This is a genomic window from Pseudomonas sp. QTF5, assembly GCF_000512695.2.
Taxonomy (GTDB): domain Bacteria; phylum Pseudomonadota; class Gammaproteobacteria; order Pseudomonadales; family Pseudomonadaceae; genus Aquipseudomonas.
This window is the reverse complement of record NZ_AZRW02000015.1, coordinates 23,128-40,918: the sequence shown is the minus strand read 5'-3', so window position 1 is coordinate 40,918 and position 17,791 is coordinate 23,128. Positions and strand designations below refer to the sequence as shown.

Genomic DNA, 17,791 nt, shown 5'->3' with positions numbered 1-17,791 from the left:
ACCCGCTGGAAGGCGAACGTCAACCTGCGCGCTCTCAATTGATGTTGGCATAACGGTGTCCTTTCAATAGTTAACGACTAGAGCAACTGCCCGCCCGAAATGTCAAAAGTCGTCCCGTTAGCCCAAGCCATGTCATCGGACAGGATGGCTGCCACTGCACCGCCTATATCGTCCGGTAGACCGACACGGCTCAAGGCGATGCCCTGTGCCACATAGGCGTTCACATCCTTATTGTCGCGCACCGCACCACCCCCAAAATCAGTTGCGATGGCGCCAGGGGCAATCGCATTCACCCGAATTCGGCGCGAACCAAGTTCTACGGCCATGTAACGGGTCAGCACCTCGACTGCGGCCTTTACCGCCGCATAAATGCTGTATCCCGGCAAAGTAAAGCGTACGAACCCGGACGAAACGTTCAGGATACGACCGCCGTCTTCCATGAGCGGCAGCAGCTTCTGCGTCAGAAAAATCGGACCGCGAAGGTGCGTGGCAATCAGTGAGCCGAACTGGTCCTCGGTCGCGTCAATAAAGTTCGCAAAGAGGCCATTGCCGGCATTGTTGACGAGAAAGTCGAAGCGCTCGCGGCCGAAGTCGGCCATCAGCGTACTAGTCACTGCGCTTGAAAAAGTCTCATAGCTGACGGTATCGGTGATGTCGAGCGGCAGCATAGCTACCTTGCCGCCCTGCGCTTCGATCTCCTGCTTCAGCAATTCGGCTTCTGCCACGCCACTGCGATAGGTGCCGATGATGTGGACGCCGCGCTTGGCGAGGTGAAGAGCCATGTTGCGTCCAAGGCCGCGGCTGGCGCCGGTGATGAGTGCGATCTGGTTAGTCATGAGTTGTCTCTGCTAGGTTTAGGCGCGCCTTTCGGCTCGTTCTTGACCTGCTCAAGATAGGCAATGACAGGTTTGTAACCCACGCCCAATAAGCTCAATTCATTGCCTGATTGTATCAATCGTATTGCGCGGTCGCGGGTCGCTGGCATAATCGGTTCATGAACAGCGATCTTGCACCGCATCTTGATATAGCCCTGCGCCATGCGCCTGCGGGTTTAACGACCACACGGATTCCGCGCGTAGACCTCTGCGTCGGACAAGGCTCTACAGATAAGGCGCCATGCCTATATCGCTCGATGATCTGCTTCATCCTGCAAGGCTCGAAGCGCGTTTCGATTAATGACAATCTTCTGAGCTACGACAGTGAGCACTATCTTGTCAGCGCCCTGGATCTGCCTTTGATCGGACAGATTCTTGATGCTGAAGGAGGGCAGCCCTACGTTGCAGTATCGCTCGTGCTGGATCCGGCCATACTGGCGGAATTGGCGGCGACCATGCCACCGGTTCGCGAGAGCGAACAGAAGGGGATTGGCGTCATGATAAACCCGATGACCGCTTCGCTGCGCGACACGTTACTGCGCTTATTGTCGTTGCTCGACACGCCTGCCGATATCCCGGTTCTCGGCCCCATGGTCGAACGGGAATTGCTCTATCGTCTCCTGCTGGGTCCCCAGGGGCGGCTGCTGCGTCAGATTGCCCAGCCCAATGGCGCACTGGGTAGCATCCGGCGGGCCGTTGCCTGGATCAGGGACAATTACAATACCCGACTTCGCATCGAGGCCTTGTGCGAAGCCAGCGGCATGAGCCGGGCGAGCTTGCATCGCCATTTTCTGTCAATGACAGGCTTCAGTCCTATCCAGTATCAGAAACAGCTTAGATTGCAGGAAGCTCGCCAGCTTTTGCTTGCTGGTGAGCATCGCGCGTCTGACGTAGCGTTCGTTGTCGGCTATGAAAGCGCATCACAGTTTAGCCGCGAATATCTACGACAGTTCGGCGCACCGCCTGCACGCGACGTGCGTGAGATACGGCAGGCGATCGGCACTCCAACAAGCGCGTAAACAGCAGACTTGTATACGGATTGTTGACGGATGACAATGGAAAGTTAAAGCGCGGCCAGGCCCTTTAAGCAGGGCCTTTCAGGGGTGTTTGAAAGCCCTCTCAAAGACTGTCCCGGGTCCCCAAAGAACATTTTGACTTAGCTCTAGAACGGTAGTTTCAGACAGAAAAAAATGAGTTATGCCCCCATTTTTGCCCCCATCCGACAGTCGAGCAGAAGGCTGCCGGACGGCTCAAGTAATTAAGGCCCGACATGCGCTTGGAAAATCTTGCTAACCACAGTCCACTTGCCTTCGACTTTCAGTAGATGGAAGAAGTCAGTGAACGAGATGCCTGACATGTCGTTAGCGTCAATGCGAGCGCTAGCCGCAGTACCGATGATCTCGATGCGGACTATAGCGGCCTGGGCGTCAGGGGACGGACGGAAATCCTTATCGATTCCCTCGAACAGGATTGGAATCGCGCCGCCTGCCAACTTGCCATCGGCGCCGACGCTGTACATCGTCGCATGTTCGTTGAAAGCGGGCTTCATGATACTGCTCTTGGCCTGCTTGCAACCCTCGATATACTTGTTAAGCACCTCAGTGATAGCTTGGTATTCTTCTACGTACGTAGGTTTTCTCACTACTGTACTACTGACTTGTTGCTCACTCGGTAGGTTATCTGCTTGAGCAATAGCGCCCAAGCTCGAAATTAGGGCGACAAAAAACAAACTCTTGATAGAAGTAATTTTCATTTGTTCACTCTTAATTTAATAAAGATTGCGATTATTGATGTGTGCTCAATTGCAAAAAATACAACAGGTGTTCTGCAAAACTTTGGTGCTGCTGTAGCTTCGCAATGAAACCAAGGGTGTGGTTTCAATAATGAATTCCGCCGATTCACCGTGACCAGCGGACTCTTCGTTTTTGAAACTACTTGCTCAGACTGGTCTTGAGTTCTTGAGATGCCTGCTCGATCGCGGTGCGGGGCGTTGGCAGATGGCTGAATGCGTTCGACAGCCCAAAATCGTGAATCATGCCGTTGTAGCGTACCGACTTCACAGATACACCCGCAGCGTCGAGCTTGCGGCCGTAAGCTTCAGCTTCATCGCGCAGGACATCGAATTCGGCGGTCTGGATCAGCGTGGGCGGCAATCCCTTCAATTGCGCGGTCGTCGCTTGCAGCGGCGAAGCGTAAATCTGCTTGCGTGCCTCGGCGTCGGGTGTGTAATTGTCCCAGAACCACACCATCAAATCTTTCGTCAGGAAGTAGCCGTCGGCAAACTCCTTGTACGATGGCGTGTCGAAATTTGCATCCGTAACCGGACACAGCAACACTTGCGAACGCAGTGCTGGTTCACCCTTCTTGTTCGCCATCAAGGCAACCACGGCTGCCATGTTCCCGCCTGCGCTGTTGCCAGCTACGGCGAGGCGCTTGCCGTCTACTTTGATCTCTTTGCCATTCTCTGCCACCCATTTTGTCGCGGCATAGGCCTGTTCGATGGCGACGCCGTATCCTGCCTCAGGCGAGAGGGTGTAATTTACAAAGACCGCCACCGCCCCCGAGCCTACCACCAGATCACGCACCAGCCGTTCATGGGTCGGGAAGTCGCCCAAGACCCAGCCGCCTCCGTGGAAGTACATAAATGCGGGCAGCGTCTTCTGTTCGCTACCGGCCGGCCGAACAATGGTGAGCTTCAGGTTGCTACCGTTGACGTGGATCGTCATCTCACTGACATCAGCCGCCGGCAAGGCCACTTGGGAGGCAGCCTGGGCAGCCTGGGCAGCCACCAGCGCGGCGCGTGCATCGGCCGGCGTCATGGAGTCGAGCGTCTTACCACCTTCAAGGGACTGCAAGAATTTTGCGGTGTTGTGTTCAACGCCGGGCTGGATAGCTGCAAAAGCACTACCAAGGGAAAGGGTCGCAGCAGTAAGAGCGAGAGCGGAGGTGAGGGTTTTCATGATTTTTCTCTGAATTACCTATGTGTATGCATCTTTTTAAATAGCGAGCTACTTCATATTTTTGTTGCATCTTTAATCAGGCAGTTGAAGGCAACGCTTCCAGTTCGTGTGCCGTACCTCAGTACCATTGCCGCTAGTCCGCAAACAAAACATAACAGGCATGCTGGGGAGCCTCGTCCCCCCACCGCATACCCAAGGAGGACAGTGATTTAAGGCGCGACGTGGGTGTGGAAGATCTTGCTGACTACCTTCCAATTGCCATCCACTTTCAAAAGATGGAAAAAGTCGGTGAAGGAGATGCCGGACATGTCGTTAGCGTCGATGCGAGCGCTAGCCGCCGTACCGACGACCTCGACGCGGACTATAGCTGCCGGTGCGTCAGGAGATGGGCGGAAACCCTTGTCGATCCCATCGAACAGGATTGGAATCGCGCCACCCTCCAGCTTACCGTCGCCATCGACGCTAAACATGGTCGCTAGCTCACTGAAAGCTGGCTTCATGATGCTGCTCTTGGCCTGCTTGCAGCCCTCAATGTATTTGTTCAGCACCTCGGTGATGGCTTGGTATTCTTGTACGTAAGTAGGCTTGGTCATGTTTCTGCTCCAGCATCAATGGGTTGCTATTGATCATTGATTTGATTAATGCGAAAAAAGCTTCACGCTTTGGTATCAAGCCAGACAGATCCATAGCGTGTGTAGGCGGCAGGTATCTCAATGATTTCTTTTAGATCATCTGCAGCGGTGCGTACCCAGAATGGATCTCGCAGCATTTGGCGCCCCACGAACACCAGATCAGCTCGGCCGTTTTGCAAGATTTCTTCAGCCTGACGCCCACTCTGAATCACACCCACAGCACCTGTAGCAATATGCAACTCCTTACGCAGTAATTCAGCGGCCGGTACCTGATAACCTGGGTAGGTCTGCACCTTGACCATCTTGATTCCGCCGGAGCTGCAGTCGATCAGGTCAACACCTTGCTCTTTCATCCAGCGACCATATTCAAGGAACGACTCGGGCGTGTTTCCGCCTTCGGCGTAATCAGAACTGGATATGCGAACGAACAGAGGGCGATCCCCCCAATGAGTTTTGACCTCCTCCAGCACTTCGCGTAGGAAGCGATAGCGACGCTTGGCATCACCGCCATATTCGTCGTCGCGGGTATTAGCCAGCGGCGAGAGAAACTCACTCAACAAGTAACCGTGCGCGGCATGGATCTCAAGTACATCGAATCCGGCGTCGCTGGCGCGCCGTGCGGCATCGCCGTAGAGCTTAACCAATCCCGGGATTTCATCAGCCGCGAGTTCGCGAGGAACAGGGCTGGTTTCCGTGAACGGAATCGCCGATGGTGCGATATGAATGAGATCGGGCAGGTCAGCATTGCGCCCCGCATGGCCGATCTGAGCGCCAGCTTTTGCACCAAAGCTGTGAAGCAGTTCTGTTAGAGCCTTCAAGCCGACAACGTGTTCATCGCTCCAGATACCAAGGTCACCGGCCCCGATACGACCGTCAGCCTGAATAGCCAGCGTCTCGGGAAAAATCAGCGCCGCCTGACCCAGAGCACGAGCTCCATAGTGAACGCGGTGCCAGTCAGTGACAAAGCCATCATCCGCTGCCATGTGCATGCACATGGGAGACATTACGACGCGGTTTTTCAGTTTAAGACCTTTAATTTCATGGGGGGATAGCAGCAAGCTCATCTGGCGGATTCCATAGTGGTCAGTATGGAATCATGCTAGCGTAAGCAGCACATGCGTGTAAGTACGCACAATTTTGTGCTGTAGGCACACTTTTTATACCATGGTGATAACAGTGAAAAAATGTAATCCTCAGGATGAAATTGAGGCCTTCGCTTGCCCCGTCGCGTTTACTGTCGATGTCATTGGTGGAAAATGGAAATCGCTCATACTGTTTCACCTGATGTCAGGAACGAAGCGCTTCAACGAGCTGCGTCGCCTGATACCAGACATCACTCAGAGGATGCTGACACTCCAGCTGAGAGAGCTGGAGACTGACGGGGTTATTCATCGCGAAATCTATCGCGAGGTACCGCCCAAGGTAGAGTACTCGCTCACACAATTAGGTAACTCTCTCGCGCCTTTGGTGAATGCTATGCGAGAGTGGGGAGCTGTGCATGAGCGCACGATCTTGGAACTCCGGCGATCTGCGGTCGATGACGATAAGTTCGAATCTCTAGCTTGAGTCTGTAGCGCAGCGCGACGCTGGCAACCGATGCGCGGGGCTGGGCAAATCATTATCTATGGGCGGCACGCCGCGCATTGCAGCTACTCGCACCGCAATCAGGTCTTGTAGCCATTACGATCGAGGAAGCTGCAACCACAGAGTTTCCTGGCGGAGAGCAGGTTGAAGTGGGTGAGCAGCTCAACGATATCGCTGAATACTACGGGAGCACTGAGCAAGAAAGCGCGCCGCGGATTTGCTACATGCAGCTCAAGCATTCGACGCTGCAGGTCGATGAAGTGTGGCAACCGAGTCTGGGAAAGACGATCCGTGGATTTGCTGAGCGTTACTCCGTGAGCTGGGGGCACCGTTTTCAAACCATCCAAAGCATGCCCTCAAATATGCCCCCAAATGTAGCAATCCACTGGAAGTGAATGGATCTCCATGGCCTATGAAAAGGCAGAAATGATCATATGAACAGCCTGCCCGACGACGCCTACAGACTCTCAGGGTCGCCGAAGAACATCTGAATCCGCGACCTCAACCACCGCTCACCCGGGTCATTATCCTGCGACCCGCGCCAAGCCATATGCAACTCAAAACTGCGCACCGGCAACGGCGGATCTTCCGCCCGAACGCCACCGGCTGCAGTCAACGCTTCAGCGGTATAGTCCGGGACAGTGGCCACGATATCAGTCCCGCTGATCAGTGTGCTCAACCCATTGAACTGCGGCACTGCCAGCACCACATGCCGTTTGCGCCCCAGCTTCTCGAGCTCTTCATCTATAAAGCCGCTCAGGTCGCCCGCGAACGAAACCAAAGCGTGGGGGCGGGCGCAGAAATCATCCAGGCTCAACGGCCCCGGCACCGTGTCGGCGCGCAACAATTTCGGCATGCTGCGGCGCAGCACTTTGCGCTTGGCGTTGGCTGGCAGGTCGGCGGTGTAGCTGACGCCGATGGAAATCTCGCCCGAAGCCAGCAGGCTCGGCATCAGGATGTAGTTGGCCCGACGCACCACCAGCACGATCCCCGGCGATTCCGCGCGCAGACGCTTGAGCAGCATTGGCAGCAATGCGAACTCGACATCGTCCGACAGGCCGATGCGGAATACCGCGGTGCTGGTCGCCGGGTCGAATTCCGCCGCGCGACTGACCGCTGTGGAAATCGAATCCAGGGCCGGCGAGAGCAGGGCGAAGATTTCCACCGCCCGGGCGGAAGGCTCCATGCTGCGGCCGGTGCGCACGAACAGCGGGTCATCGAACAACCCGCGCAGGCGCGAGAGCGCCGCACTGATGGCCGGCTGGCCGAGGAACAATTTTTCCGCAGCGCGGGTCACGCTGCGTTCGTGCATCAGTGTTTCGAAAACGATCAACAGGTTCAGGTCGACACGACGCAGGTCATTACGATTCATCTGGGGTCCTGGCAGATTCAGCAAACTTGACGTGAGCGGTCATATGAGAACAATGGCCGGCATGAATCTTACGGGCAAAGGCTGGTACTCTGCACAGGGTAATTCAGATTTTTCTGAAAGGCTGCTTCGGTTTTTACGGCATTGGATGATGTCGCCGTCGCTGCGGAATCAATGACAGGCATGTCGACTATTAATAGCCACTGATGGTCTTGGGTAGAAAGCCCAGATAGAGTTCAGGGTATTAGAGGTTACTTTGACGAGGTTTGCGATGTCCCGCACGATCCGTTTTCACAAGTTTGGTCCAGCCGAGGTGCTCAAATGCGAAGAGCATGCGGCCGCTCTGCCTGCGCCGGGCGAAGTGCAGGTGCGCGTCGAAGCGATAGGCATCAGTTGGTACGACATTCTCTGGCGCCAGAACCTGGCCTCGTCCCATGCTCGTCTGCCTTCGGGCCTTGGTCATGAAATGGCTGGCGTGGTCACGATGGTCGGTGAAGGCGTCGATGACCTGGCCGTTGGTGACAAGGTCGCCAGCTTCCCGGCCGAGAGCCCCAACGACTACCCGGTTTACGGCGAACAGATCGTTCTGCCGCGCTCGGCGCTGACCCGCTACCCGGACGTGCTCAGCCCGATCGAAGCCAGCGTGCACTACACGCCGCTATTGATCGCTTATTTTGCCTACGCCGATCTGGCGCGAGTCAAACCCGGGCAATTTGCCCTGGTGACCGACGCCAGTCACTGCGCCGGGCCATCGTTCGTGCAACTGGGCAAAGCCCTCGGTGTGCGGGTGATCGCTGCGACCAAAACCGCGGATGAGCGTGAGTACCTGCTGTCCCTCGGCGCCGAGAAGGTCATCGTTACCGAGGAAGAAGATCTGCTCATGCGGATCAACAAAATTACCGACAATCGCGGTGTGGATGTGGTGTTCGATGGCCTTGGCGGGCCGCAGATGTCGCTGCTCGGCGATGTGCTGGCGCCTCGCGGCAGCCTGGTGCTCTATGGCCTGCAAGGGGGTAACCAGACGCCATTCCCGGCCTGTGCGGCGTTCCAGAAGAACATTCAGTTCTTCGTGCACTGCATCGGCAACTTCACCGGCAAGCCGGAGTTGGGCATCATCCAGGACCAGGCTGCACTGCAACGTGCCCTGCGCGACATCAACCAGTTGACCGCGGACCGTGTGCTGCTGCCGCTCAAGACCCGGGTGTTCCCGTTTTCCGAATTTGTCGAAGCCCACCGCTATATGGACGAATGCCCATGTCGCGAGCGGGTCGCCCTACAGGTCGAACCTGCCTGAGCCTTCTTCTGCAAGAGTCCGTGTGAACACGGGCTCTTCTGCTGGCAGTCACTCCCAAATGAGACGTTCCATCGATCTGTCGGTGGGCCGGTTCAGCAACTGAACTGGTTTTTGCTCTCAATCTGTATCTTCTAATCATTATTTAAGCCCTGATAATTGAATGATTAATTTCATCTCAAGGAAAGAGCCATGACCGAGTATCAGGCTGGAACTCCTCAATGCGCGCCGGCAATATATGCTCAACAAATAATGCGGCGACGCTCAGTTGTCATACCTTTATTGGCAACTTCTTTCTTTATTTCTTGTATTAAGTGTCTGTGGGACGCTGTCGGAAATTTCCTAGGACGGCGCGCAGGAACGCGAGGCGCCAGCTCTGTCGGGCGTTTCGGCGATCTTGACCTCCTTGGGGTACCCGCGGCGTTCAATCATTTCAAATAATTACACAATACTTAAGTGCTAGCATTTGAATAACAACTCCGGCATTCCATTCATGACAAGCAACCTGTCGCGCAATACATTTGATTGTTGGCGTGGCATTGAACTTATGAGTCACAGGTAAATAACGATGACCGCTACCCATGATCAGGCAATGAACTATGTTTATCAGCAAATGCTGCAGCGTTTGCTGGGTTTTTTCTCTCGCGCCGAGCGCACGGCATTGCAACTGCTGATTCAACGGCTGGTGATGTCCGCTGGGGGCATGGAGCGTATCGGCGATTACAAGGTGCTGGCGATCCAGTCCGGGTCCCGCGACAGCTGCTACACGCTGGCGCTGCTGCGCGCGGCGCAACTGAGTATCGCCGGCCGGGCACCAGCGACGTTTCAGCTGCGGGTGGCGACCTTGCGCTTGAACGGTACGGCTTCCACGGCCCTGGAAAACATCCATCGCAGCTGCAGTGCATTGTTTCTCTATGACGATCCCCGGGTCGAAGTGTTGATGGCCGATAATCGTGAAGTCCTGCCGTTCAACCATCTGGCGTCGATCTCCGAAGCCGGTCGCGAGTCGAACCGGCTCAACTTGCTGATGGTCGGACACCGCCGCGCCTGGGATGGGCCGCTTGATTTGTGGGACGACGGTTACCTGGCGACCGGCGAGTTTTACGGACAAATCGCCCGCTGGGACAAGGGTGTCGATGCGTTGATCAGTAGCGATACGCCCCGTCGGCAGAAACAGTTTCTCGAGGGTTTGAACCGTGCAGCGGCCAAGGCCGGGCTCAAGGCACCGGACCGTCATGAGACGAGCTACGAGGGCCTGTTCGCGCGGCTCGATGAATTGGGCAGCGATTGCTACCGCGAGTTTTATCCTGAGTCTGCCCAGGCGGCGTGGCGTCCCGCCGATCGTTTTGAAGCGTGTCGCCGCACGACCTTTATCGATATTCACGACATGCTGGTCAGCAATCTGGAAGAGCGCTGGCCACTGCTCACCGATTTCCTCGGATTTCAACCTGACGAGTTGTCGGCTCAGCTCAGTGATAACGACTACGTCAGCTTGACGATATCCGCGCACATTCGTGGCTTGCAAGCGTGCTTTGTAGACGGTCGTACCTACGAGATAGGCATCAGCGAGTACTTGCAGCGGGCGCTGGTGATGATGCGTCGCAAACAGCTTCCAGAACGCTTTTGCGAACGGGCAATGGAGACCTTCGGCAACCCGATGACAATGGCCGGCCAGCGCGCATTGGTGGCGATCGAAACACAACAGAACCTCGGTTTGAGCGAGCCTCAACTGGTGTGTCTACTGTTTGCCCCTTTTGTCGATAACGGCGCGGCACTCGAGCTTTTTCTTCGTCAGTGCCATCCCGGCATGCTCGTGGCGTTGCCGGACTTGCACCGGGCGATGCAGGGCGGACCTGCACCCGAGCAGGTTCTGCAGTGGATGGTCGACGTCAGCGGGTTGCCCGTGAGTCTGATCGGTACGCTTTACCGCATGGCTCCGGTGGTTCGGGATGAGGGCAGGGGGGGCGGCACGGGAAGCGGCGAGATGGGTGTGCAAGCAGACGTCGTGGAACCAGACAATGAAACGTCCGTGGCTGGCGAATGGTCGACGGGGCGGTGAAAGTGCCAGGTTTGACGGATTCAGCGAGGATGCGTCACGACGTTCGTAGCCTGTTCGGCCATTCCCCATGAAAGGGCCACGAGATACCGATTTTGCGTACCAGGCGGTGTACCGTTACCTGACTAACCTGATCAATGAGCCGGGCAGTGACGTGCAAGTGCGCCTGCCTTCATTGCGACAGTTGGCGCACCGCCTGAGTGTGTCGATCTCGACCATTCAGTACGCCTATTCGCTATTGGAGAAGGAGGGGCGCGTCTATTCGGTGGCCAAATCCGGCTACTACGCACTACCCGTGTCCTCAATCGGCATACCCGGCAGCGGCAAGGACCTGCTCGAAACGGTTTATGTCAACGCCAGGCGTCCCGGCATGCTGGTGCTGAGTGCCGATGAGCCGGCGTTATTACAACCCCTGGATAGCCCGTTGCTGTTGCTGGAGAGAGAACTGCTGCGCCAGTATCCGCGCCAGCCACAACCGTCTTCGCAACCGTGCGGCGAGCTGGAGCTGCGCACAGCCCTGGCGGCGCGCTACACCACTTCGCCGACACGTTGCTGGCATGCCGATGATGTCTATATCGGCGCCGACTTGCGTGGCGTACTGGAAATATTGATTGCGGTCCTTGGCCTCAAAGACGCTGTGGTGGTGGTCGAATCGCCGTGCGACTGGGTGATTCTGCGCCTGCTCCGGGATGCGGACGTGCAGGTGATCGAGCTGCCATTACAAGCCAATGGCGGTCTGGATCTTGAGCAGTTGACGGAGTTGCTCGAGACCGGGCGAGTGCGCCTGGTGGTGCTTTCATCGGGGTTGAACATGCCCCGGGGCAGTGTGGCGCCTGACAGCAACAGGCAATCCACCGCACAGCTGCTGGAACGACATGGCAGTTGGGTACTGGAAAACGATTGTTACGGCGAACTGGAATTCGAGCCGAATGGCCTGCGGTTTCGCGATCTGCTGGACCCGGATCGGCTGATCGTGTTTTCCACATTCGAGAAAATCATCGGGTCGGAGGCGCCCTTCGGCTATCTGCTGTCGCGACAACTGCGTGCCGAACTGCAACGGCACTTTCTGCTACGCGCTTTCCGTTTGTCGCTGATTCGTCAGAAAGCCATTGCACGGCTGTACAGCAATGGACGCATCGATCAACACCTGCTGGTGTTGCGTCGACTGCTCAAGGAACGCATGGTGCAGATGACTCAGTTGCTTGAAGAGCGCCTGCCCGATGCACTGCACTTCATTGAGCCTCAGGGCGGGGCGACGATCTGGATCCGCTCGTTGCGCCAGGTCAATGTGCATCGAGTGTTCGAGCGTTTACTCAAGCAGCATGTGGTGATTGCGCCGGGGGAGCTGTTCAGTCTGGGGGGCTTGCACGGGCAGCATTTGCGCCTGAGTCACACCTTCGGTGGTCATCACGACCTGGCCGAGGCACTGGGATTGTTGGGGGATGCCTTGCGCCTGGAATCGATCGACTGATCCGACGCGCCAAACACCCTCGATACCTGACAATTGATAACGTCGCGCGATGGTCCAACTGTCAGTAAACTGCGTCCTATTCCCGAACCACACTCTCTCAGAGGTTTTGCATGACACTCAGTCCTTTTGCGGGCAAACCGGCACCGGCAGAACTGTTGGTCGACATCCCGCGACTGGTAACGGCCTATTACACCGGCCAGCCCGATGCAGCCATTTCTACCCAGCGCGTCGCCTTCGGCACGTCCGGACACCGAGGTAGCTCGTTCGATCTGAGTTTCAACGAATGGCACGTTCTGGCCATCAGCCAGGCGATCTGCCTGTACCGCGAAGCCCAGGGCATTGACGGTCCGCTGTTCGTCGGCATCGACACTCACGCGCTGTCCACGCCGGCCGGTGCCAGCGCTCTGGAAGTCCTGGCGGCAAACGGCGTGACGGTGATGATTGCCGAAGGCGACGAGTACACGCCGACGCCGGCCATTTCCCACGCGATTCTCTGCTACAACCGTGGGCGCACCTCGGGCCTGGCGGACGGCATCGTCATCACGCCGTCTCACAACCCGCCACAAAGCGGTGGCTACAAATACAACCCTACCAACGGTGGCCCGGCCGATACCCACATCACCAAGTGGATCGAAGCCAAGGCCAACGAATTGCTGGCGGCCAAACTCGCCGGCGTCAAACGCATCAGCTATGAGCAGGCCCTGAAGGCCAGCACCACCCATCGTCACGATTACCTCAACACCTATGTCGCTGACCTGATCAACGTGATCGACTTCGACGCCATCCGCGATGCGAAGCTACGTCTGGGTGTCGATCCGCTGGGCGGAGCAGGGGTGCGCTACTGGTCGGCGATTGCCGAGCACTACCGCCTGGACCTAGAGGTAGTGAATAAAGAAGTCGATGCGACGTTCCGTTTCATGACCGTCGACTGGGACGGGCAGATCCGCATGGACCCATCGTCCAGCCACGCCATGCAAGGCCTGATCGGTCTGAAAAAGCGTTTCGACGTGGCCTTTGCTTGTGACCCGGACCACGACCGCCATGGCATCGTGACCCCGTCCGGCGGTTTGCTGGCACCCAACAACTACCTCGCGGTGTCGATCGATTACCTGTTCCAGAACCGTCCGCTATGGCGCGCCGATGCGGCCGTGGGTAAAACCGTGGTCAGCAGTGGCTTGATCGATCGTGTTGCCAAGCGTCTGGGCCGTCGTTTGTATGAAGTGCCGGTCGGCTTCAAATGGTTTGCCGACGGCCTGTTCGACGGATCCCTCGGTTTTGGCGGCGAAGAAAGTGCTGGCGCGTCGTTCCTGCGCAAGGATGGCAGTGTCTGGTGCACCGACAAGGACGGCTTGATTCCGGCATTGCTGGCCGCCGAAATGACCGCTCGTACGGGCCGTGATCCAAGCCAGGCCTATCGCGCATTGACCGATGAGCTGGGCGAACCTTTCTCGGTACGGGTCGATGCCAAGGCGAACCCTGAGCAGAAAGCGCTGCTGAGTAAATTGTCGCCGGACCAGGTGACCTCGACTCAACTGGCGGGCGAAGCGATCCAGAGCATCCTCAGTCACGCACCGGGTAACGATCAGGCCATCGGCGGTCTGAAAGTCATGACCGAGAACGGTTGGTTCGCGGCGCGGCCGTCGGGCACTGAAGATATCTACAAGATCTACGCGGAAAGCTTTGTCAGTGACGATCACCTGAAACAGTTGGTGGCGGAAGCTCAGGCCTTGGTGGATGGCGCGATTTCTGCGAAGTGATTGAGGGCCCCTGTGGCGAGGGAGCTTGCTCCCGCTGGGGCGCGAAGCGGCCCCAAATCGGTTAGCGTGGTGTAGCCGCTATACCGTGTCGGTTGGATTACGCCTGCTTCGCAGCCGGACGGGAGCAAGCTCCCTCGCCACAAGTGAAAATGAAAAAAAAAGGGGCAACCATCAACGGTCGCCCCTTTTTTTGTTCCGCATTACCGCATCAAGCCACATCCACCAACACAATCTCACTGTCCTCGATCGCGGTCACATGCAACACCTGCTCATCGGCAATCGCAACACCGTCTCGAGCTTGTGCACGCAAGCCATTGACTTCAATGACGCCAGTGGCTGGAACCAGATAAGCACGACGGCCGCTGTCCAAGTGATACTCCGCGGATTCACCGGCCTTCAGATTCGCCGCCACCAGACGCGCATCGGCACGAATGTGCAGGCTTTGATCGTCGTCGGCCTTGCCGCTGGCCAGAGTCACGAAACCTTCGCGCTCGCCTTTGGGGAACGGCTTGGCGCCCCACGACGGTGCCGAACCGGCTTCGTTGGGGATGATCCAGATCTGAAAGATCCGGGTTTCGGTCGCTTCCAGGTTGTACTCACTGTGAGCGATCCCGGTACCGGCGCTCATGACCTGAACGTCGCCCGCTTCGGTGCGGCCTTTGTTACCGAGGTTGTCTTGGTGGGTAATCGCGCCTTCACGAACGTAGGTGATGATTTCCATGTCGCGGTGCGGGTGTTGTGGGAAGCCGGTACCGGGGGCAATCACATCATCGTTCCACACCCGCAGGTTGCCCCAGTTCATGCGCTTGGGGTCGTAGTACTCGGCGAACGAAAAGTGGTGATGGGCATCCAGCCAGCCATGGTGCGCGCCGCCCAGCGAGTTGAAGGGTCTGAGTTCAAGCATGATCGTCTCCTGAAAAGGTTCGTCATGGGCAGAACGCCTGAGCCACAAACGAGAACCGGTGGTTGATGACGAGCATCATCTATCAGGAACTCATCGATAAAAAGCGTAAAAAATGCCTAAATACAATCTAATTAGTCGATATAAAATCACCTCCAAACATTCTCACCTAGCCTTCACTTCATCGCATAAGCCAATGACCTGTAAGCATTTCACTAGAACTCAACGGCAAATGCAGACACCATAGCCCTCAACAGCCTCACACCCTGGAGTCCGTCCGCGTGCCGCAACACACCCCCCATCTTCCTCCCGAACTTCGTCCGTTGGCTGAAATGCCTTTGCTCAAACGTCTGGCCGCCCGGTTCTTTGGTCACGGCCTTACCCGCCTGCGCGCGCAACACCGTGCGTCCTGGCTGCACGGGCAAGCCGACGGTTTTCGCAGCGGCCACAGCGCCGGTGTGGAATACGGCTATAAGGAAGGCAAACTCGAGGGGCTGGAGGAAGGTCGGCAGGTTCTGTTGATTCGCGACTCGCGCTCAACCGAGCATCGACCGCCCAACGTCGATGACAATCTGTTCGACGATTGGCGCCTACCCTTGAGTGCTGAGCTGAAGAAGCGCATGAAGGCCGACGTGGCGCGACTGCTGCCCGTGCATGCCCAGCCGAGCGTCGCCCAATGGAAGATGATTTTCAGCGACACACCGTCGACCTCGGTGATCGCCGGGGCGGGCGCGGGCAAATCAACCACCCTGGTGCTGCGAATCCTGCTGCTCAGTCATTACCTGGGGTTTGAGCTGAGCTCGATGACCGTGGTGACCTTCACCCGCGAATCGCGCAAGGACTTCATCAACAAACTGATCGAGCTGTTTGCAGTCTGGGGCCGGGGAATCAGCCTTAAAGAAGCGCGCGATCTGGTGCGCACTTTCCATTCGCGCATCCTGCCGATGGTCCGCAGTCTGCCGGGTTTCGAGCGGCTACAAGCCTTCGAAAACCTCAGTCACCGCGTGCAAAGCGGCGACGAGGAGGTCGACAGCAACCCCTTCGACCTGCGCATCAACGACGCCCAGCGTCAGCAGCTCAACGCCTGCTATCACAGCCTGCACACTCGCGATGAGCGCTTTCGCGAACTGATCAAACCTTTGTCTCGCCATGCCTTGCAGCTCAAGGAGCTGGAACGTGATCACCCGGACGTGCAGAAACGCATGGCGGTGACAGAGCTCGCCGCCAAGCGTGATGAAGAACTGTGCGACACAATCGAAGACTTGTGGTTTCGCGCCGGCGCCTGGCCGATCAAGGGCATCGAACCGAATCGTCAGACCTTCGACATCAACGGCTCGACCTTTCATTGCCACGGCTACATTCCAACGCTGGACGCTTGGGTGGTGCTGGGTTTCGATCCCCGGGAAAATCCTCAGGTCAGTCGTCCGAATGCCAAACTTTCAGTGCGCGCAGAATGGGCTGTAAAGCGCACCCTGTTTCAAGCTTTCTGTCGTAAGCCTTTGATATGGCTAGACAGTTATGAATCTTCAAAGCGTGTTTTGGCATCGCTTGCCGGGGACGCCAGCGCTGGGCCGGGCTTTGATTACAAGGTCAAGGGCGAGCTCGGTTCCGCGCCATTGCTGGACTGTTTTGTCGCGGCTGCCGGATTTATCGAAAACCTCGGCCTGGATGTGCCGAGTGCCGTGGGCCAGATGAGTTTCGCCAAGGATGACCCGGACCGGTTTTTCTTCGAGGCCTTGAGCCTGTTCTGGCGAGCGCTGGAAGATCATCTGCTGGATCAATCGCCACCGGTGATGACTTACAACCGGATGTTCGCCTTGTTCAGCGAGCATTCGCCGGAGAATCTCAAGCTGCTGGGCGATGAGCTGCTCAGGCCAATGTCGCACTTGATGATTGACGAGTTTCAGGACGTGTCACCACAGATCGTTTCGTGGATTCGCGCCAGCCTGGCGGAGATCCGCAGTCGCGGACCGGCCATGCATGTGGGGCGCGGCGCGCAACGTTCGTCATTGCTTTGTGTCGGTGATGACTGGCAGTCCATCTATGGCTGGCGCGGTAGCTCACCGACTTACTTCATGGAGTTCAACAAGGAATTCCCGTCGCCGAGCACGACCAAAGTAATGCTCAGCGACAATTACCGCAGCCATCAGCACATCATCGATGCGGCGGAGCATATCGTTCGCGCGGCACCGGCGATCGCCGGCAAGAAGGCCAAGGCCAGTGGTGAACCCAAGACGCTGCTGCCAGTGAATGTTCTCGACCGGGATGACCAGGGCATGGCCCAGCGCCTGATCGAGCATTATAGAAAAGGCGATTCAATCTTGATGCTTTATCGAAAAAGCAGCGATAAGTCATTGATAGAAGAGCATATTCAGTCTGTAGTTAATGTGGATTCCAGCTTGCCGTACGACGCTCGACGGCTCAAACAACTGACCTATCACAGCGCCAAGGGCCTGCAGGCTGATGCGGTATTTTTGCTGGGCGATTGCCAGCATCTGACCAGTTCTCCTTACAAGAACCAGGTCTATCGCATGGCCGGACTCGGCAAGGCTGGTGACAGCGAACCTTATGACAGCGCGCAGAAAGACGAGATCCTGCGACTGGCCTACGTGGGCATCACTCGGGCGGTGAGTCATTGCTACTGGTATGTCGATGGCCAAGATACCTCGGCTGCGAATATGCCCAAGGCTTCCGATCGGATCGGCAAGGGCAAGGCGTTCTTCGTTGATCATCGTCAGGGAAAAGTGCCGGCCTGATCCCTGATGCTGTTCACGTAAGGGAGTCAGAAAAACCTGTGGCGAGGGAGCTTGCTCCCGCTTGAGTGCGCAGCACTCACAAAAATCGGCGATGGTTCTCAGATTTTTGGGGCCGCTACGCGGCCCAGCGCGAGCAAGC

At 57.0% G+C, this 17,791-nt stretch carries 15 protein-coding genes; 8 read left to right on the top strand and 7 right to left on the bottom strand.

Annotated features, from left to right (window positions below):
• Positions 1 to 77 precede the first annotated feature (77 nt).
• The gene (locus tag IC37_RS14140) at positions 78 to 836 is read right to left on the bottom strand and encodes an SDR family NAD(P)-dependent oxidoreductase (protein ID WP_030130257.1); all 759 of its coding nucleotides are present in this window, start codon (positions 834 to 836) and stop codon (positions 78 to 80) included.
• Positions 837 to 994: 158 nt separating this feature from the next.
• On the opposite strand from IC37_RS14140, the gene IC37_RS14135 reads away from it, so the two are divergent.
• Positions 995 to 1,894: an AraC family transcriptional regulator gene (locus IC37_RS14135; protein WP_030130256.1), complete on the top strand. Its 900-nt coding sequence runs from the start codon at positions 995 to 997 to the stop codon at positions 1,892 to 1,894.
• Positions 1,895 to 2,133: 239 nt separating this feature from the next.
• Here the strand turns inward: IC37_RS14135 and IC37_RS14130 are convergent, their stop codons facing one another.
• From IC37_RS14130 to namA, 4 genes are all read right to left on the bottom strand, one after another.
• Entirely contained in the window at positions 2,134 to 2,517 is a 384-nt protein-coding gene (locus IC37_RS14130) for a nuclear transport factor 2 family protein (RefSeq protein WP_030130255.1), read from the bottom strand.
• A 289-nt stretch (positions 2,518 to 2,806) separates the two neighbouring features.
• Complete coding sequence (locus tag IC37_RS14125; RefSeq protein ID WP_030130254.1) at positions 2,807 to 3,835, bottom strand: alpha/beta hydrolase; 1,029 nt, start codon at positions 3,833 to 3,835, stop codon at positions 2,807 to 2,809.
• A gap of 209 nt (positions 3,836 to 4,044) precedes the next feature.
• Positions 4,045 to 4,428, bottom strand: coding sequence for a nuclear transport factor 2 family protein (locus tag IC37_RS14120; protein ID WP_030130253.1), 384 nt, complete (start codon positions 4,426 to 4,428; stop codon positions 4,045 to 4,047).
• Between the two features lie 62 nt (positions 4,429 to 4,490).
• Positions 4,491 to 5,531, bottom strand: a complete 1,041-nt coding sequence (namA, locus tag IC37_RS14115; RefSeq protein WP_030130252.1) for an NADPH dehydrogenase NamA — start codon at positions 5,529 to 5,531, stop codon at positions 4,491 to 4,493.
• Between the two features lie 112 nt (positions 5,532 to 5,643).
• On the opposite strand from namA, the gene IC37_RS14110 reads away from it, so the two are divergent.
• Entirely contained in the window at positions 5,644 to 6,033 is a 390-nt protein-coding gene (locus IC37_RS14110; RefSeq protein WP_030130251.1) for a helix-turn-helix domain-containing protein, read from the top strand.
• 77 nt (positions 6,034 to 6,110) lie between these two features.
• The gene (locus IC37_RS14105) at positions 6,111 to 6,446 is read left to right on the top strand and encodes a hypothetical protein (protein WP_030130250.1); all 336 of its coding nucleotides are present in this window, start codon (positions 6,111 to 6,113) and stop codon (positions 6,444 to 6,446) included.
• Positions 6,447 to 6,508: 62 nt separating this feature from the next.
• Here IC37_RS14105 and IC37_RS14100 read toward each other — a convergent pair whose 3' ends face one another.
• Positions 6,509 to 7,423: a LysR family transcriptional regulator gene (locus IC37_RS14100; protein ID WP_007896187.1), complete on the bottom strand. Its 915-nt coding sequence runs from the start codon at positions 7,421 to 7,423 to the stop codon at positions 6,509 to 6,511.
• Positions 7,424 to 7,691: 268 nt separating this feature from the next.
• On the opposite strand from IC37_RS14100, the gene IC37_RS14095 reads away from it, so the two are divergent.
• The 4 genes from IC37_RS14095 to pgm all read left to right on the top strand — a co-directional run bounded on the left by IC37_RS14095 (position 7,692) and on the right by pgm (position 13,995).
• The gene (locus IC37_RS14095; protein ID WP_030130249.1) at positions 7,692 to 8,714 is read left to right on the top strand and encodes a zinc-dependent alcohol dehydrogenase family protein; all 1,023 of its coding nucleotides are present in this window, start codon (positions 7,692 to 7,694) and stop codon (positions 8,712 to 8,714) included.
• A gap of 565 nt (positions 8,715 to 9,279) precedes the next feature.
• The gene (locus IC37_RS14090) at positions 9,280 to 10,770 is read left to right on the top strand and encodes a hypothetical protein (protein WP_030130248.1); all 1,491 of its coding nucleotides are present in this window, start codon (positions 9,280 to 9,282) and stop codon (positions 10,768 to 10,770) included.
• A gap of 67 nt (positions 10,771 to 10,837) precedes the next feature.
• Positions 10,838 to 12,238 carry a PLP-dependent aminotransferase family protein gene (locus IC37_RS14085; RefSeq protein WP_030130247.1) on the top strand — a complete coding sequence of 467 codons (1,401 nt, stop codon included), beginning with the start codon at positions 10,838 to 10,840 and terminating at the stop codon, positions 12,236 to 12,238.
• 110 nt (positions 12,239 to 12,348) lie between these two features.
• Positions 12,349 to 13,995, top strand: coding sequence for a phosphoglucomutase (alpha-D-glucose-1,6-bisphosphate-dependent) (gene pgm / locus IC37_RS14080; RefSeq protein ID WP_030130246.1), 1,647 nt, complete (start codon positions 12,349 to 12,351; stop codon positions 13,993 to 13,995).
• Positions 13,996 to 14,203: 208 nt separating this feature from the next.
• Here pgm and IC37_RS14075 read toward each other — a convergent pair whose 3' ends face one another.
• Positions 14,204 to 14,899: a pirin family protein gene (locus IC37_RS14075; protein WP_030130245.1), complete on the bottom strand. Its 696-nt coding sequence runs from the start codon at positions 14,897 to 14,899 to the stop codon at positions 14,204 to 14,206.
• Positions 14,900 to 15,177: 278 nt separating this feature from the next.
• On the opposite strand from IC37_RS14075, the gene IC37_RS14070 reads away from it, so the two are divergent.
• On the top strand, positions 15,178 to 17,652 hold the full coding sequence (locus IC37_RS14070; RefSeq protein ID WP_030130244.1) for a UvrD-helicase domain-containing protein: 2,475 nt from the start codon (positions 15,178 to 15,180) through the stop codon (positions 17,650 to 17,652).
• The last annotated feature ends 139 nt before the right edge of the window (positions 17,653 to 17,791 follow it).

Coding starts and splice junctions, on each gene's coding strand:
- IC37_RS14140 (WP_030130257.1), bottom strand. CDS start 836: ATGACTAACCAGATCGCACTCATCACCGGCGCCAGCCGCGGCCTTGGA.
- IC37_RS14135 (WP_030130256.1), top strand. CDS start 995: ATGAACAGCGATCTTGCACCGCATCTTGATATAGCCCTGCGCCATGCG.
- IC37_RS14125 (WP_030130254.1), bottom strand. CDS start 3,835: ATGAAAACCCTCACCTCCGCTCTCGCTCTTACTGCTGCGACCCTTTCC.
- IC37_RS14120 (WP_030130253.1), bottom strand. CDS start 4,428: ATGACCAAGCCTACTTACGTACAAGAATACCAAGCCATCACCGAGGTG.
- namA (WP_030130252.1), bottom strand. CDS start 5,531: ATGAGCTTGCTGCTATCCCCCCATGAAATTAAAGGTCTTAAACTGAAA.
- IC37_RS14100 (WP_007896187.1), bottom strand. CDS start 7,423: ATGAATCGTAATGACCTGCGTCGTGTCGACCTGAACCTGTTGATCGTT.
- IC37_RS14095 (WP_030130249.1), top strand. CDS start 7,692: ATGTCCCGCACGATCCGTTTTCACAAGTTTGGTCCAGCCGAGGTGCTC.
- IC37_RS14090 (WP_030130248.1), top strand. CDS start 9,280: ATGACCGCTACCCATGATCAGGCAATGAACTATGTTTATCAGCAAATG.
- IC37_RS14085 (WP_030130247.1), top strand. CDS start 10,838: ATGAAAGGGCCACGAGATACCGATTTTGCGTACCAGGCGGTGTACCGT.
- pgm (WP_030130246.1), top strand. CDS start 12,349: ATGACACTCAGTCCTTTTGCGGGCAAACCGGCACCGGCAGAACTGTTG.
- IC37_RS14075 (WP_030130245.1), bottom strand. CDS start 14,899: ATGCTTGAACTCAGACCCTTCAACTCGCTGGGCGGCGCGCACCATGGC.